The following is a 15462-nucleotide window of genomic DNA, read 5'->3' as shown; positions in this document are numbered from 1 at the left end:
GAAACTCGACCGCCGCCGCGCGGCAGGCGGTCGCGTCAGCGCGGGGTCGCCGCCACGAAGAGCCGCCAGGAGTACGCGTCGACGGCGAGCACGGGTCCGTCCGGGTCCTTGCTGTCGCGCACCCCGACCACGTCCCCCAGGTTCGTAGCCACCTCGACACACTGGTCGTTGGAACCGCTGCGGCTGCTCTTACGCCACTGGGCTCGGGTCAACTCCATGACTCCGCCACCTCCCTCAGCACCTCGATCGACTCCTGCGGTGGCAACGCCTGACCGAGGGTCGCCTCCCAGGTCCACTGTAGATGGAGTAGGTCGGCTGGGCGGTCGAGCTCCTGACCACCAATCTGGCCACCAAGGTAGGCAAGGTCGCTGTGGTCGGCAAGCGTGGCAAGTATGAACGGGCCGTTCAGGCCGGGGTACTCGTCGGCGGTGCGCGGCACGACGTGCAGCTGGACCCTCGGGTGTTCAGTCGCCAGCCGCGCTAGGTGCAGAGACTGCTCGCACATCACCTTCCGGCCTCCGACGCGCCGTCGGAGAACCGCTTCGTCGACCACAGCAACGAGGTGCGGCGGTCGGTCTTCGTAGAGGATCCGCTGACTGTCCATCCGGTCCGTCAGCCGACGCTCAACCTCGTCGGCGTCGAGCAGACGGTCGGATTCGAAGATGGCGCGGGCATAGTCCTCGGTTTGCAGCAGTCCAGGGACGTGGAGTGGGTCGAACCATCGCAGCGCACGCGCCTCCGCGAGGATCTTCCGCCAGCCACGCAGCCAGACCTGAGCCTTATCCAGGCTGACAAGCTCGGTGGACATGCGGTTGAAGAGGCCGCCCGTGTCCAAGGCGCGGTCGACGAGTTCCAGGTATTTGCCGGTGGGCGGTTGCTGGCCCAGCTCGACGGCGCTGACCATCGACGCCGAGTAGTTGACCGCCTTCGCCAGCTCGTCCTGACTCCAACCCCGTCGGGCTCGCGCCCGACGAAGCTCCGCGATCAGGAACGCCGCCGCCGTCATCTGCCCATCGGCCATGCCTGCCGCCCTCCACCCCGCCGACGATCAACTCCAGTCGGCCGCCAGTGGCGGTACCACCCGAAACAGGGCGACTACGACGACGCGACCAAACCCTTCCGACCGTAGTCGCCCGATCACCAGACTGTGAAGTGCGGCGCCGCTCCCCGTCCCCCGGGCCTGTCGGTGCCGCAGGGACCGCCCGCTCCCCCGGTCGGGCGGTCCCACCCGATTCGGCTCCAAGGAAGGCCGCACCATGACCCGGAGCGCACCGGACGACCGCTCGGCTACCCCGCGTCGACAGCACCTGCCGCTGCGCCCGCTCTGGCTCTGCCGGGTCTGCGCCGCACCCTGGCCGTGCCCGGTCGCGCGGCTCACCCTGCGCCAGGAGTACGCGCACGACCGGATCGCGTTGAGCATCTACCTGTGCGCGGTCCTGCACGACGCGGCCGCCGACCTGTACCGGCTCAACCCGCATGACGGCCCGGACCCCGCCGCGCTCTACGCCCGCTTTCTCGCCTGGGCGGCACCACGTGACGACCCGCAGGTCAGGGGTGGGTCATCCGGAGCAGGTCGAGGGCCTCGTCGAGCTGGGTCTCACTGAGCTTGCCGGAGTCGACGTGGCCTCGGGAGATCACCACCTCGCGGATTGAGGTCTGCTTGGCCAGCGCCTCCTTGGCAATCGAAGCTGCCTCGTCGTACCCCAGGTAGCGGTTGAGCGGGGTGACGATCGACGGCGACCCTTCGGCGTACGCCAGGCAGACCTCGGCGTCCGCGACCAGGCCGGCCACCAGGCGGTCGGCGAACAGCCGGCTCGCGGCTGCCAGCAGCCGGATCGACTCCAGCAGGTTGCGGCCCATCACGGGGAGCATCACGTTCAGCTCGAAGTCGCCCTGCGAGCCGGCGAAGCCGACAGTCGCGTCGTTGCCGATGACCTGGGCGCAGACCTGCCGCATGGCCTCGGCGACCACCGGGTTGACCTTGCCCGGCATGATCGACGAGCCGGGCTGGAGGTCGGGGATGCGCAGCTCCCGCAGGCCCGCCCGAGGACCGGAACCCATCCAGCGGATGTCGTTGGCGATCTTGTAGAGACCCACGGCGACAGTGCGCAACTGCCCCGACGTCTCCACAAGCGCGTCCCGGGCGCCCTGCGCCTCGAAGTGGTTGCGGGCCTCGCTCAGCGGCAGCCCTGTCGACTCGCGCAGCCTGTCGATCACGGCGGCGGCGAAGCCCAGCGGGGTGTTGATCCCGGTGCCCACTGCGGTGCCACCCAACGGCAGCTCGGCAAGCCGCGGCAGCGCCGATTCCAGCCGCTGCACGCCGTAGCGGACCTGTGCCGCGTACCCGCCGAACTCCTGCCCGAGCGTGACAGGCGTGGCGTCCATCAGGTGGGTACGGCCCGCCTTGACCACCGTCTCGAACTCGGCCGCCTTGCCCTCAAGCGTCTCGGCGAGGTGGGTCAGCGACGGCAGCAGGTCTTCCACGATGAACTGGGTGGCGGCCAGGTGGATCGAGGACGGGAACACGTCGTTGCTGGACTGCGAGGCGTTGACGTGGTCGTTCGGGTGCACCGGCGAGCCCAGCTCCCGGCTCGCCAGGGTGGCGATCACCTCGTTGGCGTTCATGTTGGACGACGTTCCGGAGCCCGTCTGGAACACGTCGATCGGGAACTGGTCGTCGTAGCCGCCGTCGGCCACGTGCGCGGCGGCGGCGGAGATCGCGGAGGCCACATTCGCGTCGATCACACCAAGCTCGCCGTTGGCCTCGGCAGCCGCGCCCTTGATCTGGGCGAGCGCCTTGATCTGCGCCGGCTCGATGCCCCGGCCGGAGATCGGGAAGTTCTGCACGGCGCGCTGGGTCTGCGCCCGCCACAGCGCCTCGGCGGGCACCTCCACCTCGCCCATCGAGTCGCGTTCGATTCGGTAGCCGGTCGCCTCTGGAGTCGTCACGCATACCATCCTGCCGCGCCACCCGCCGGTGTGCAGGGAAAGTGGCGCGGCCCTCAGCCCAGCTCGGCCAAGAGCCGCTCCACCTCGTGCCGGTCCGGCGACTCGACTTGCTGAAGCAGGGCCAGCGCCCGGAGCAGATGGGTGCGGGCCGCCGCCGGGTCGGTGCCGCGCACACAGCGGGCGATGCCCGCCAACGCCTGGGCCTGCTCGTAGCGGGCGCCCAGCCCGGTGGCGTCCGCGAGCACCCGCCGATACAGGTCGAGCGCGCTTGTCGCGTCGCCCTGTGCCAGGATCGCCCTGGCCAGCAGGTTGCGCGAGGTGCACTGCTCGATCCGGTCCCCCGCCTCGGTCATCGCGACCAGGGCCTTGCGGTGCAGGTCGGCGGCGCGCTCCGGACGGCCGGCCTCCCGTTCCATCATCGCGATCTCGTTGAGCACCTCACCCTCGCCGACCCGGGCGCCCTCCTGCCGCCTGAGGCGCAGCGCATGCCGCAGTAACCGACGCGCCGGCTCCACGTCCCCCATCCGGTGCCGGATCATGCCCAGGTGCCCCAGGGCCCTGCCGAACTGGCGCACGTCGCCGGTCTCCCGGGTCAGGAACAGGTGCCGCCGGCAGATGACCAGCGCCTCGTCCAACTGGCCGTGAAACAGCAGGGTGATCGACAGGTTGTTGAGCCCGCTCGTGAGCTCCCCCAACGCCTGTAGGCGTCGCGCCAGCGCCAAGGATTCGTCATAGCACTCACGGCTACGGCGGTAGTCACCGTTCAGGCCGTACACGGCGCCCAGATTGCCCAGGGCGTTGCACACCTCGCGACGCAGCCCGAGTCTGCGGTACACGCCGACCGCCTGCTCCATGAGGCGGATCGACTCCGACAGGCGGCCCATCCGGAAGTAGCCCGACGCGAGGTAGTTCAGCATCATTCTCGTGCCCGCGTCGTCGCCCAGTTCCTCGGCGGCGCTCAGGCCGAGGGTGTGCGTCTCGATCAACTCCTCCAGGTGGCCGCCATCGTACTGAGCGTGCCAGCAGGCCCGGGCAAGCTGCCAACAGTGGCTGCGGAAACCCTCGGCGTACGCCAGCCGGACCAGGGCGGTCAGATCGGCCACGTTCTCGTCGAACCAGGCTCGGCCCTGCTCGGCGGCCAAACCGACCAGGTCGGCACGGGTCGGCTCGGGCAGCAGCGTCAGGTTCCATCTGCTGGAGACTTCCCTCTTCCGGGCGATCACCGCGCCGACCTGCAGGTGATGGTCGAGCAGACGTTCGATGCCGTCCCGCCGCTCGACCGCGCGTTCCGGCGCGGCGACCAACGTCCGCGCGTACTCCCGCATCAGGTCGTGCAGTCGGTACCGGCCGGGCCCCCCCTCATCAACCAGATTCGCGTCGACGAGTTCGTCCAGCAGGCCCTGCGCATCGGATACCGACAGCTCCAGAAGAGCGGCGGCGACCACGCTGTCGAACCGCACGCCCGGGTGCACGCCCAGCAGCCGGAACGCGCGCTGCGCGGCGGACGACACCTGCGCGTACGACAGGGCGAAGGCGCGGCCGACGGACCGATCGCCCGCCTCGAACTCGGCCAACGGATCCGGCCGCGAGGTCAGTCGCTCGGCCAGGTCGGCGATCCGCCAACGAGGGCGGTGGGCCAGCCGGGCACCGGCCAGCCGGATGGCCAAGGGCAGGTGACCGCAGCGGCGGACCACCTCGATGGCGGCCTCCGGCTCTGCCGCGACCCGCTCCACGCCGACCACCCGCCCGAGCAGTTCGACCGCCTCGTCGGGGTCGAGCACCGGAAGCGACGACGGCCGCCCCTCGTCCACCCCGACGAGTCGACGGCGGCTGGTGATCAGCGTCAGGCACTGCGAGCTGTTGGGCAGCAGCGGTGTCACCTGATCGGCGGTGGCGGCGTTGTCCAACACCACGAGCGCACGCCGGTCAGCCAACTCGGTACGCCAGAGCGCCAACCGGTCCTCCGGGTTCCCCGGCACCCGATCCGCGGGCACACCGAGCTGCCGTAGGAGCGTGGCCACCGCCGCAGGCGGCGTCAACGGGGTGCGTTCGCTGTGCCCGTGCAGGTCGATGTAGAGCTGGGCGTCGGGATAGTCATCCGCGAGGGCGGTGGCGAGGTGCACCGCGAGGGTGGTCTTACCGCTGCCGGCCATCCCGTCGATGAGCTGGATCCGGGCGCCTTCCCGCACCTCCTTCACGAGGCGGGCCACCGTCTCCTGCCGGCCGGTGAAGTCGCCGATCGCCCGGGGCAACGAGCGGAGGGGGCCGACCAGCCGAGGGGACTGCCCGGCCAGGGCCAGGTCACCGGCGAGTACGCGCTGGTGCAGCGCCTGCAACTCGGCGCCCGGCTCGATGCCCAGCTCCTCGGCGCAGAACCGCCGCCCCTCCCGGTAGACCGCCAGCGCCTCGGCCTGCCGCCCCACCGAGGACAGGGCGAGCATCAGTTGGCCACGCAGTCGTTCCCGCAGCGGGTGCTGATCGGTGCTCTCGGTGAGTTCGTCGATCAGCTCCAGGGCCCGCCCGAGGCGCAGCTCGACGTCGACGCGCTCCTCCAGCGCGGTCAGGCGCTGCTCGTCGAGCGTCTGCGCGCGGCGGCGGACGCTGCGGCACGGGATTCCGGCGAGCGCCGGCCCTCGCCAGAGCGCCAGGGCCGCGCGGAACCGCTCGGCCGCTTCGCTCAACCGGCCGGCTGCGGCGGCGGCGCGGGCGGACTCGACGCCTCGGGCGAAGACCTCGGCGTCCAGGTCGTCCGGGGCAAGGCGGATGCGGTAGCCGTCTGGGTCGGTGGCGATGATTTCTGGCGCCAGCCCCAGCTCCGCGAAGCGCCCCCGCAGCCGCGACACGCAGGTCTGCAACTGGGCTCGGGCGGTGGCCGGCGGGTACTCCTCCCAGACCGCGTCGACCAACTCCTCGCCCGGCACCAGCCGACCGGGGCGCAGCAGCAACATGGCGAGCACGATCCGGTCGCGACCGGCGGTGACGGTGGTCGCGCCGCCACCGACGTGCAGCGGTCCCAGGATGCCGAACCGGATCTGCCCTCCCGCGTCCGGCGCCTGGTCGATGATCTGCGTGGGGGGCGAGATGGTGCGAGGTTCGCCGGGCGGGCCCGCCGGGAGATCCAGATCGGGGTCTTCGCGGATTATCGCCACCTCGAGGTCGCGCAGCTCGGGGGCGGGATCAAGGCCCAGATCCCGGGTGATCGACGTCCGGTGCTGACGGAATGCGGCCAGGGCGTCCTGTCGACGCCCGGACCGGTACAGCGCCAGCATGAGCAACTTGATCAGCTGCTCGTTGAGCGGCTGAGACTCGGTCACCTTTGTCAGTTCGACCACCACCTGTTCGTGGCGGCCCATCTGCAGGTCGGCCGCGACGCACAGTTCGAGAAGCTGCCGATGGATCTCGATCAACGGCCTGCCGACCCGGCGTCGCAGTTCGTCCGAGGCGACGTCCGCCAGCGGGTCGTCCCGCCACAGTGCCAGGGCTTCCCGCCCGTGCCTGGCACGCTCGGCCGGTTGCTGCTCGTGGCGGGCGCGGTCCGCCAGAGTCCGAAAACGCTGGGCGTCGATCTGCTCGGGCTGGGTCAGCAGTGCGTAGCTCTGCCCCTCCCGGACCAGCTGGGCTGCCGACCCGGCCGCTGCCAGGCAGCCGCGTAGCCGGGCGGCGGCGGTCTGCACGGTGCCCCTCGGGTTCGAAACCTGCCGGTCCGCCGTGAGGAGTTGGGCCAGCCGGTCCACCGGAATCGGCTGGCACGGTTCGAGGAGCAGGAGACCGAGCAGCAGTCGGACCTGTCGCCGCGGCAGGTCCACTTCCTGTCCGTCCACAAAGGCCCGCACCGGTCCCAGGACCAGAAATTGCACGTCCACAGGTCGTTCCCATCGCCATGAAGCCGGTCGATCAAGTCAGTACCAGGTCATTCGAGGTGCGACAACGGAAAGTCCGTCGCGTTCTGGCAACACCCGAGCGGGGCGGCGCGTCGATGACCTCGCCGAACCGACCCGTCCACGGCTGCGATAGTGACGTGAGAGCGAATCGAGGGCGGGCTGTCGGACGATCGTCGGGTCGATGTTGACGGGGACCGACGGGGGCGGTGCGCGGGTCCGACCCGAGCGGGCTGCGCGCACCGATGTCGGTGGGGCGCCGACGACGAAGGGGGCGCCGGGCCGTTGCCCGGCACCCCCTTTGCGCGTACGCGTCGTCAGCGGCGGCCGACGGTGAGCACCGGCTTGGTGACCTCGGCGAAGAAGTCGTTGCCCTTGTCGTCGACCACGATGAAGGCGGGGAAGTCCTCCACCTCGATCTTCCAGACCGCCTCCATGCCGAGCTCGGCGTATTCGAGCACCTCGACGTGCCGGATGCAGTCCTGAGCGAGGCGGGCCGCCGGCCCACCGATCGAGCCGAGATAGAAGCCACCGTGCTCCTGGCAGGAGCGGGTCACCTGACCCGACCGGTTGCCCTTGGCCAGCATCACCTGTGAACCGCCTGCGGCCTGGAACTTCTCCACGTAGGCGTCCATCCGGCCGGCGGTGGTCGGGCCGAACGAGCCGGACGCGTACCCCTCGGGGGTCTTCGCCGGGCCCGCGTAGTAGACCGCGTGGTCGCGCAGGTACTGCGGCATCGGCTCGCCCGCGTCCAGCCGCTCGGCGATCTTGGCGTGCGCGATGTCGCGGGCCACCACCAGCGGGCCCGACAGGGACAGCCGGGTCTTCACCGGGTACTTGGACAGCTCGGCGCGGATCTCGTCCATCGGCCGGTTCAGGTCGACCCGGACGACCGTCTCGGAGTCGAGCGTCTCCTCGGTGACGTCGGGCAGGAAACGCGCCGGGTCGGTCTCCAGGCGCTCCAGCCAGACACCCGACGGAGTGATCTTGGCGACAGCCTGGCGGTCCGCCGAGCAGGAGACGGCGATCGCCACCGGGCAGGAAGCACCGTGTCGGGGCAGCCGGACCACCCGTACGTCGTGGCAGAAGTACCGGCCGCCGAACTGCGCGCCGATGCCGAAGTTGCGTGTCAACTCCAGCACCTCCGCCTCCAGCTCCAGGTCGCGGAAGCCGTGCGCGCTCATCGACCCGGAGGTGGGCAGCGCGTCGAGGTACTTGGCGCTGGCGTACTTGGCGGTCTTCAGCGCGTACTCGGCGGAGGTGCCGCCGATGACGACGGCCAGGTGGTACGGCGGGCACGCCGCCGTGCCGATGAGCCGCAGCTTCTCCTCCAGGAACTGCATCATCCGCGTGGGGTTGAGCAGCGCCTTCGTCTCCTGGTAGAGGTACGACTTGTTGGCCGAGCCACCCCCCTTGGCCATGAACAGGAACTTGTACGCGTCGGCGTGTCCGTCCGGGTCCTCGGCGTACAGCTCGACCTGCGCGGGCAGGTTGCTGCCGGTGTTGCGCTCGTCCCACATGGTCAGCGGGGCCAACTGCGAATAGCGCAGATTCAGTCGGGTGTACGCCTGGTAGACGCCCCTGGAGATGGCCTCGGCGTCGGTCCCGTCGGTAAGCACGTGCCGGCCGCGCTTGCCCATCACGATGGCGGTGCCGGTGTCCTGGCACATCGGCAGGACGCCACCGGCGGCGATGTTGGCGTTGCGCAGCAGGTCCAGCGCGACGAACCGGTCGTTCGGCGACGCGGCCGGATCGTCGATGATGGCGCGGAGCTGCGCCAGGTGCGCCGGGCGTAGGAAGTGTGCGATGTCGTGCATCGCCTCGGCGGTCAGCGCGGTGAGCGCGGCCGGCTCCACGGTGAGGAACCGGCGGCCTCCCGGGCCGTGCACGACGTCCACGCCCTCGTCGGTGATCAGGCGGTAGTCCGTCTGGTCGGGGCCGGTCGGCAGGAGGGGGGCGTACGAGAATCCGGCGGCACTGCTCATGAGCGGCAAGCCTAGGGCAGACCGGTCGATCATTCCCACCCGCCGGGCTGCTGCTGGGACGGTGCTCTCATCCGCCGCGCCGGCCGGGCTCCGACGACGTCCGGTCATACCGCCCTTCACCACGCCTTAACGCCCGGTCGGCGGGCCTGGCTCAGCCGTCCTTGCTGCCTTCGGGGCAGAGTTCCCTCTTCGGACCGCAGGTGCTGTCGTCGCCCGGCCCCCCGGGACCGGTGCCACCTGGGCCGGTGCCACCCGGGCCGGGGACGCCGCCGTCGCCGGGGCGTGGATCGGGGGCGCCGCCGGTGGCGCCGAAGCGGACGTACCCGATCTCCCGACCCTCACCGATGACCATGCCTTGCGGGCCGACCGCGAGGGCGTTCGCGGAGGTACGCAGGACTGCCAACTCCCGACCGCTGCGGGGGTCCACCGCGACCAGGCGGGACGGCTTCTCGTCGCCGAGCACCGCCGCGTACGGGGTGAGCGCCGCGCCGGCCTTGGCGCTGGCCGAGCGGGTCCACAGCACCCGGTCGGTGCCCAGCTCACGGGACACCACCGAGCGCTTGTCGGCACTGCGGAACACCGCGTAGCGGTCGTCGACAGCGACCAGCTTCGTGGCAGAGTCGCCGACCCAGAGCAGCCGCCCGTCGTACCCGTCGATGACCGCCTCGCGGCCGTCCGCGCCGACCCCGATCAGTACGTTCCGGGCCCCCTGCGGGTCCTCGCGCTGCACGCAGCCGGCGGAGTCGGCGGTCCGCAGGTTGACCCCAGCCCGTTGCCACGCCTCCTGCCCGGTCGCCGGGTCGCGGGCGGAGATGGCGTAGTAGCAGGTGCCGTCCTGGGATCGGGCGGCGATCCGCAGCATCCGGCCGCCCACCACGGAGAGCCGCTCCTCCCGACCCGGCTCGACGTTCTGGAGCACCCGTCCGGTGGCGGTGTCCACGACGTGCACGCGGCCGTCGACAGGGAAGCCGAGCAGCGGTGGCACCGGCTCGGGACCGGCCACCCCGTCGTCGATGCGGGTGGCGGTCAGCCGGCGGGTGCCCCGCAGGCCCGGGTTGTCGGCGAGCAGACCGCTGTGCACCCCGGGCAGGAAAGCCGTCCACAGTGGCTTGGTGCCGCGCGGGTCCCAGGCGCTCAGGGTGCAGTCGGTGGCATCCGTGCAGCGGGCGTCAAGCAGCAGGTTGCGGTACGTCCACACGGCCACCGCGTCGTCGTCGCGCCGCCGGGTCGCGCCGGTGGTCGGGTCGAGCAGCTCGTACCCCTTGACCAGGAGCTTGCCCACGGCGACGACAGGGTCCCGGTCACCGCCGGCGACCGCCGACCAGTCCGCCTTGCGCTCCCAGAGCTGGGTGCCGGTGGCGAGGCTGCGGGCCTCGACCCGGGTACGCTGCTCGACCACGACGGCGTCGCCGGCGATTGTCACGCTGCGCGGGGTGCCACCGACCCGCTGCTGCCAGACGACGTCTGGCTCGGAGATGGGCTCGCTGCGGTCCACCCAGTCCCAGATGGCCGGAAACGGGTTCCACACGCCGGTGGCGGCGAGGGCGACGACCACGGCGAGGCCGACAAGCAGCCCACCGCGCACGCTCCCCTTCGCCACACCGCACACCGTAGCCACGATCACGGATCTTCCGTACGCCCGCGCCGCCGTGTCGCCGCGCTTTCTGGGCCCGGAGGTGTTACGCGGTGGATCGTCCCTCGGTGCGGACGGCGCTGCGTACCAGCGGAAGCGTGCGGTAGGGAATCTGCTCGGCCAGCGCGATGATCGTCGAGGCGCGGGTTATCCCGGCGGAGGACACGATCTGGTCGATGACCCGCTGGAGGTCCGTGTTGGAGCGGGCCACGATCCGGCACAGCAGGTCGCTGGAGCCGGTGATGGTGTGCGCCTCCAACACCTCGGGGATCGCCGCGAGGTGCGCGGTGACCGGGTCGTGGCCGTGCCGCTGGCTGATCTCCAGGGTGACGAAACTGGTCACCCCGAACCCGATCGCCGCCGGTGAGATCTCGGGACCGAAGCCGCCGATGACGGCCCGGTCGACGAGCTTGTCGAGCCGTGCCTGCACGGTGCCCCGGGCGACGCCGAGTCGGCGGGAGCACTCCAGCACGCCGATCCGCGGCTCCTCGGTGAGCAATTCGATCAACCGAACGTCGAGCACGTCGAGCTGTACATTCTGCTCACCATTCATGGGTCGACACCATACCGAATGCGCAACCTGACCAGCATTTATCGCAACGGTTGCCCAGCCATGGCCCACACCGCGATCCTCGCCACAAGACAGAGACCACGGCGGCCCACGAGGCCGGCCGGTACGCGAGGGAGGCCACCATGACCCAGGCGATCGACCGACCCCAGTCAACCGAGGACGTCGACATCGACCAGCTCGTCGGCGCTGTCGACCACGACATCAGCCACGACCCGTTCCCGGTGCGTGGTTTGGACCACGTGCACTTCCTGGTCGGCAACGCCAAGCAGGCCGCGCACTACTACTCCACGGCGTTCGGCATGACCTGCGTGGCGTACCGCGGCCCCGAGCAGGGCTACCGGGACCACGCCCAGTACGTGCTTACCAGCGGCTCGGCCCGGTTCGTGCTTACCGGCGCGGTGCGTCCCGACGCCGACGGCGCCGAGCACGTGGCCCGGCACAGCGACGGGGTCAGCGACATCGCGCTGGAGGTGCCGGACGTCGACGCCGCGTACGCGCACGCCGTCGCGCAGGGGGCCACCGGCCTCGTCGAGCCGCACGAGGTGAGCGACGAGCACGGCACCGTCCGGATGGCCTCCATCGGCGCGTACGGCGACACCCGGCACACGCTCGTCGACCGGTCCCGCTACACCGGCCCGTTCCTGCCCGGCTTCGTGGCCCGCGGCCCGATCGTGGACCGCCAGCCGATGATCGCCGCTGGCATCCAGCCGAAGCGCTTCTTCCAGGCCGTCGACCATGTGGTCGGCAACGTGGAGCTGGGCCGGATGGACGAGTGGGTGGAGTTCTACAAGCGGGTCATGGGCTTCTCCAACATGGCGGAGTTCATCGGCGACGACATCGCCACCGACTACTCGGCGCTGATGAGCAAGGTCGTGGCCAACGGCACCCGCAAGGTGAAGTTCCCGCTCAACGAGCCGGCCATCGCCCGCAAGAAGTCGCAGATCGACGAGTACCTGGAGTTCTACCAGGGCCCCGGCGCCCAGCACATCGCCGTCGCCACCAACGACATCCTGGCCAGCGTCGACGCGATGCGGGCCGCAGGTGTGGAGTTCCTGGACACCCCGGACTCGTACTACGAGGACCCGGAGCTGCGGGCCCGCATCGGCAACGTCCGGGTGCCGATCGAGGAGCTGAAGGCCCGCAAGATCCTGGTCGACCGCGACGAGGACGGCTATCTGCTGCAGATCTTCACCAAGCCGGTGCAGGACCGCCCGACTGTCTTCTTCGAGCTGATCGAGCGGCACGGCTCGCTCGGCTTCGGCAAGGGCAACTTCAAGGCGCTCTTCCAGGCAATCGAGCGGGAGCAGGAAGCGCGCGGCAACCTGTAACACTTGCGAGCGTGACGCAGCCTCCGACGTACCCGACGCCGCCGGCCGGTGGGCCCCCGCCCGCCGCCGGCGGCTTCGCGCCGCCGCCTGGACAGATCCCCCACAGGTACGCCGTGCCGCCGCAGTACGCCCCGCCCGGGTACCCGCAGCCGCAGTGGCCGGTCGCCCCTCCGGCGCTCAGCCCGGCCGGGCAGCCGCTGGCCAGCTTCGGCGACCGGCTGATCGCCTGGATCATCGACACGGCGCTGGTGAGTGTCGTGGCGATGGTGCTGTTCATGCCGGCCTTCCTGGCTCTCTGGTGGTGGATATTCGCCGAGATGACCCGGGTAAACCCGGACGGCACCTTCGTGGAGCCCACTCCTTTCACATTCCTCACCGACTTCCTCGTTCCGATCCTGCTGCTGCAGCTGGTGCTGCTCGTCCTGATGCTCGGGATCTACTGGCTCTACCACGTGGAGTACCTCAAGCGCGGCGGCGAGACGCTCGGCAAGAAGATCATGAAGCTGCGTGTGGTGCCGCTCGATCCGAACGGCACGCTCGACCGGCGGATGGCCGGCCGGCGGTGGCTCGTGCAGTACCTGGCGGCCACGATGATCCCGGGCGTGAGCTACGCCGACGGGTTCTGGCAGCTCTGGGACAAGCCCTGGCAGCAGTGCCTCCACGACAAGTTCGCCGGAACCGTCGTCGTTAAGGTTGCCTCGTGAGTAAGCACAGCGAGCGACCCATCAGGCTCAGTAGCGTGGCGCCTACCTCCGGCGCGCGACGAAGCGGAGCGGCGGCGTGAGCGTGCAGCCCGGCTGGTACGTCGACCCCGCCGACCCCGAAACCAGGCGGTACTGGGACGGCGAGGGTTGGCTCGGCGCGCCCATCCCCGTCGACGCCACCCCGCCGGACGGGCCGCCCCCGGTCGAGCCGCCTCCCGTGCCGGCCACCCAGGGCGCGCCCGCCGCGACCAACGAGGTGACCGGCGCGCAGGGCTGGCCGCCGCAGTCCGGCACGACATCACAGCCCGGCGCGACACCGCAGCCGGGCGCGACACCGCAGCCGGGGCACGACCCGCAGGCCGGCCAGGGCTCAAGCTGGACGCCACCGTCCGGCCCGCCCGGCTGGACGCCGCAGGCCGGCCCGTCGGGGTGGACACCCCAGGCCGGCCCTCCCGGCTGGACACCTCCGCAGGCTGGCCCCCCGGGCTGGACGCCGGCAGGCCCGCCGCCCGGTTGGACGCCGCAGGCCGGCCCTCCCGGTTGGGCGCCGACCGGTGCGCCGCCCGGCTGGAACGGCCGGCCACCCGAGCCGCGTCCGCACGGGCTGCCGCTGGCCGGCTACGGCCGCCGGTTCACCGCCCGGCTGATCGACTTCGGCATCGTCTTCGCCTTGAACGCGGTGGTCAACGGCTGGTTCGTCTGGCGGTGGCTCAGCGAGATGCTGCCGTACTGGCGGGAGGCGTTCCGGCGCGGCCTGGAAGGCAACACCTCCACCGAGGGGATGCCGCCGATCAGCGAGCAGACCGGGCTCCTCCAGTTGGTGATCGTCATGATCGCCGCGGCGCTCTGGCTGGCGTACGAGGTGCCATCGATGGCCGCCAACGGGCAGACCTTCGGCAAGCGCGTCATGCGGATCCGCGCGGTGCCGCTCGCCGCCGACCAACCGCTGGGCCTCGGTCGGGCGTTCAGCCGGTGGAGCACGATGGGCCTGCCCACCCTGCTCTGGTACTGCGCCGGCCTCGGCCTGGTGCTGCAACTGGTCGGCGCGCTCTCCCCGCTCTTCGACCATCCGCTCCGCCAGGCGCTGCACGACAAGCGCGCGCAGACGGTGGTCGTTCAAGTCCCCGACCCCACCGACTCCGCCACCCCTGACGACGACCCCCAGCCCTCGGGAGACACCCCATGACCGATCCCGGACGCCACGAGCCGGCGCTGCGCCTGACCCGCGCCGACCTGGACGCGCTGCCCAACTACGTTCCCGGGCGCAGCCCCGCCGACCTGGCTCGCGAACTGGGCCTGCCGGAGGCGATCAAGCTGGCCAGCAACGAGGTGCCATACGGGCCGCTGCCCGGCGTCGTCGAGGCGGTCACCGAGGCGATCACCGCTTCGCACCGCTACCCGGACATGGGCGTCGTGGCACTGCGCGACGCGCTCGCCGAGCGGTACGGGGTGGACGCCGACCGGATCGCCACCGGCTGCGGGTCGGTGGCGCTCGCCGAGCACCTCGTCCGGGCCACCTGCCTGCCCGGCGACGAGGTGCTCTACTCGTGGCGGTCGTTCGAGGCGTACCCGATCATCGCGGCGACCAGCGGCGCGACAAGCGTGCGGGTGCCCAACGACGCCGGGCACGGGCACGACCTGGCGGCCATGGCGGCGGCGGTGACCGACCGGACCCGGATGGTCCTGGTCTGCAACCCGAACAACCCCACGGGCACTGCGGTACGCCGGGCCGAGCTGGGCCGGTTCCTCGACGCGATGCCAGACGACGTGCTGGTGGTCATCGACGAGGCGTACCGGGAGTTCGTCACCGACCCCGAGGTGCCGGACGGCCTCGACTACCTGGACCGGCCGAATGTCGCGGTGCTGCGCACGCTGTCGAAGGCGTGGGGCCTGGCCGGGCTGCGGATCGGCTGGCTGGTCGCCCAGCCGGCGGTGGCATCGGCGATCCGCAAGGTGGCGACCCCCTTCTCCACAAGCACTGCCGCCCAGGCCGGGGCGCTCGCCGCGCTGACCCAGGTCAGCGAGATGGAGCGCCGCTGCGCGCTGGTCATCGCCGAACGGGACCGGGTCACCGAGGCGCTGCGCAAGTTCGTGCCGGACGTGCCGGCCAGCCAGGCCAACTTCGTCTGGCTGCCGCTGGGCGACCGGGCCGTGGCGTTCGGCAAGTCGTGCGAGGCGCGCGGCGTGATCGTCCGACCGTTCCCCGGCGACGGGGTCCGGGTCACCATCGGCACGCCGGCCGAGAACGATGCCTTCCTCGCGGTCGCGGAGACGGCACTGGCCTGACCAACTGACCGATATGCGACATAAGCGTTGTTTGCGAGGGTCTGCGTAGTTTCTGCCCTAACTTCCGAAGTAAGCCGGTCGTGCCGAGGACGCAGGCCGGCTCACTTCGAGAAACGGGGTAACGAACA

At 71.0% G+C, this 15462-nt stretch carries 12 protein-coding genes and 1 pseudogene; 5 read left to right on the top strand and 8 right to left on the bottom strand.

The features are described from left to right. Positions 1–35 precede the first annotated feature (35 nt). Positions 36–218, bottom strand: a complete 183-nt coding sequence (locus tag F4558_RS28625) for a DUF397 domain-containing protein (RefSeq protein ID WP_167946779.1) — start codon at positions 216–218, stop codon at positions 36–38. Continuing rightward, on the bottom strand, positions 209–1021 hold the full coding sequence (locus F4558_RS28620) for a helix-turn-helix domain-containing protein (RefSeq protein ID WP_167946777.1): 813 nt from the start codon (positions 1019–1021) through the stop codon (positions 209–211). The genes F4558_RS28625 and F4558_RS28620 overlap by 10 nt, the downstream gene beginning before the upstream one ends. Positions 1022–1256: 235 nt before the next feature. Between F4558_RS28620 and F4558_RS28615 the strand changes: the two genes are divergently transcribed. Continuing rightward, positions 1257–1604 carry a hypothetical protein gene (locus F4558_RS28615; RefSeq protein ID WP_167946775.1) on the top strand — a complete coding sequence of 116 codons (348 nt, stop codon included), beginning with the start codon at positions 1257–1259 and terminating at the stop codon, positions 1602–1604. Here the strand turns inward: F4558_RS28615 and F4558_RS28610 are convergent. From F4558_RS28610 to F4558_RS28590, 6 genes and pseudogenes are all read right to left on the bottom strand, one after another. Then, positions 1549–2958, bottom strand: coding sequence for a class II fumarate hydratase (locus F4558_RS28610; RefSeq protein ID WP_209273430.1), 1410 nt, complete (start codon positions 2956–2958; stop codon positions 1549–1551). The genes F4558_RS28615 and F4558_RS28610 overlap by 56 nt on opposite strands. Before the next feature lie 44 nt (positions 2959–3002). Continuing rightward, complete coding sequence (locus tag F4558_RS28605; protein WP_312877453.1) at positions 3003–5981, bottom strand: AfsR/SARP family transcriptional regulator; 2979 nt, start codon at positions 5979–5981, stop codon at positions 3003–3005. Positions 5982–6101: 120 nt separating this feature from the next. After that, positions 6102–6623: pseudogene (locus F4558_RS31830) on the bottom strand (AfsR/SARP family transcriptional regulator); the annotation flags it as partial. A gap of 521 nt (positions 6624–7144) precedes the next feature. Beyond that, positions 7145–8812: a fumarate hydratase gene (locus F4558_RS28600; RefSeq protein WP_167946769.1), complete on the bottom strand. Its 1668-nt coding sequence runs from the start codon at positions 8810–8812 to the stop codon at positions 7145–7147. 151 nt (positions 8813–8963) lie between these two features. After that, on the bottom strand, positions 8964–10421 hold the full coding sequence (locus F4558_RS28595) for an outer membrane protein assembly factor BamB family protein (protein WP_082377430.1): 1458 nt from the start codon (positions 10419–10421) through the stop codon (positions 8964–8966). A 70-nt stretch (positions 10422–10491) separates the two neighbouring features. Then, positions 10492–10998 carry an Lrp/AsnC family transcriptional regulator gene (locus F4558_RS28590; protein WP_053654450.1) on the bottom strand — a complete coding sequence of 169 codons (507 nt, stop codon included), beginning with the start codon at positions 10996–10998 and terminating at the stop codon, positions 10492–10494. 140 nt (positions 10999–11138) lie between these two features. On the opposite strand from F4558_RS28590, the gene hppD reads away from it, so the two are divergent. The 4 genes from hppD (at position 11139) to hisC (ending at position 15334) form a co-directional block, all read left to right on the top strand. Beyond that, positions 11139–12344, top strand: a complete 1206-nt coding sequence (gene hppD / locus F4558_RS28585) for a 4-hydroxyphenylpyruvate dioxygenase (RefSeq protein ID WP_167946767.1) — start codon at positions 11139–11141, stop codon at positions 12342–12344. Positions 12345–12355: 11 nt separating this feature from the next. Next, complete coding sequence (locus tag F4558_RS28580; protein ID WP_053654455.1) at positions 12356–13048, top strand: RDD family protein; 693 nt, start codon at positions 12356–12358, stop codon at positions 13046–13048. Between the two features lie 76 nt (positions 13049–13124). Beyond that, on the top strand, positions 13125–14234 hold the full coding sequence (locus F4558_RS28575; protein ID WP_167946765.1) for an RDD family protein: 1110 nt from the start codon (positions 13125–13127) through the stop codon (positions 14232–14234). Next, the gene (hisC, locus tag F4558_RS28570; protein WP_167946764.1) at positions 14231–15334 is read left to right on the top strand and encodes a histidinol-phosphate transaminase; all 1104 of its coding nucleotides are present in this window, start codon (positions 14231–14233) and stop codon (positions 15332–15334) included. Before F4558_RS28575 ends, hisC begins: the two co-directional genes overlap by 4 nt. Positions 15335–15462: the final 128 nt, after the last annotated feature.

This window comes from Micromonospora profundi, assembly GCF_011927785.1.
GTDB classification, from domain to species: Bacteria; Actinomycetota; Actinomycetes; order Mycobacteriales; family Micromonosporaceae; genus Micromonospora; species Micromonospora profundi.
Note: the sequence above shows the minus strand (reverse complement) of the source record. Positions and strands in the feature narration are given on the sequence as shown.

What these genes read in the sequence shown, in the direction of transcription:
- hppD (WP_167946767.1), top strand. Translation starts at nt 11,139, where the DNA reads ATGACCCAGGCGATCGACCGACCCCAGTCAACCGAGGACGTCGACATC.
- F4558_RS28610 (WP_209273430.1), bottom strand. Translation starts at nt 2,958, where the DNA reads ATGGTATGCGTGACGACTCCAGAGGCGACCGGCTACCGAATCGAACGC.
- hisC (WP_167946764.1), top strand. Translation starts at nt 14,231, where the DNA reads ATGACCGATCCCGGACGCCACGAGCCGGCGCTGCGCCTGACCCGCGCC.
- F4558_RS28620 (WP_167946777.1), bottom strand. Translation starts at nt 1,021, where the DNA reads ATGGCCGATGGGCAGATGACGGCGGCGGCGTTCCTGATCGCGGAGCTT.
- F4558_RS28590 (WP_053654450.1), bottom strand. Translation starts at nt 10,998, where the DNA reads ATGAATGGTGAGCAGAATGTACAGCTCGACGTGCTCGACGTTCGGTTG.
- F4558_RS28600 (WP_167946769.1), bottom strand. Translation starts at nt 8,812, where the DNA reads ATGAGCAGTGCCGCCGGATTCTCGTACGCCCCCCTCCTGCCGACCGGC.
- F4558_RS28625 (WP_167946779.1), bottom strand. Translation starts at nt 218, where the DNA reads ATGGAGTTGACCCGAGCCCAGTGGCGTAAGAGCAGCCGCAGCGGTTCC.
- F4558_RS28615 (WP_167946775.1), top strand. Translation starts at nt 1,257, where the DNA reads ATGACCCGGAGCGCACCGGACGACCGCTCGGCTACCCCGCGTCGACAG.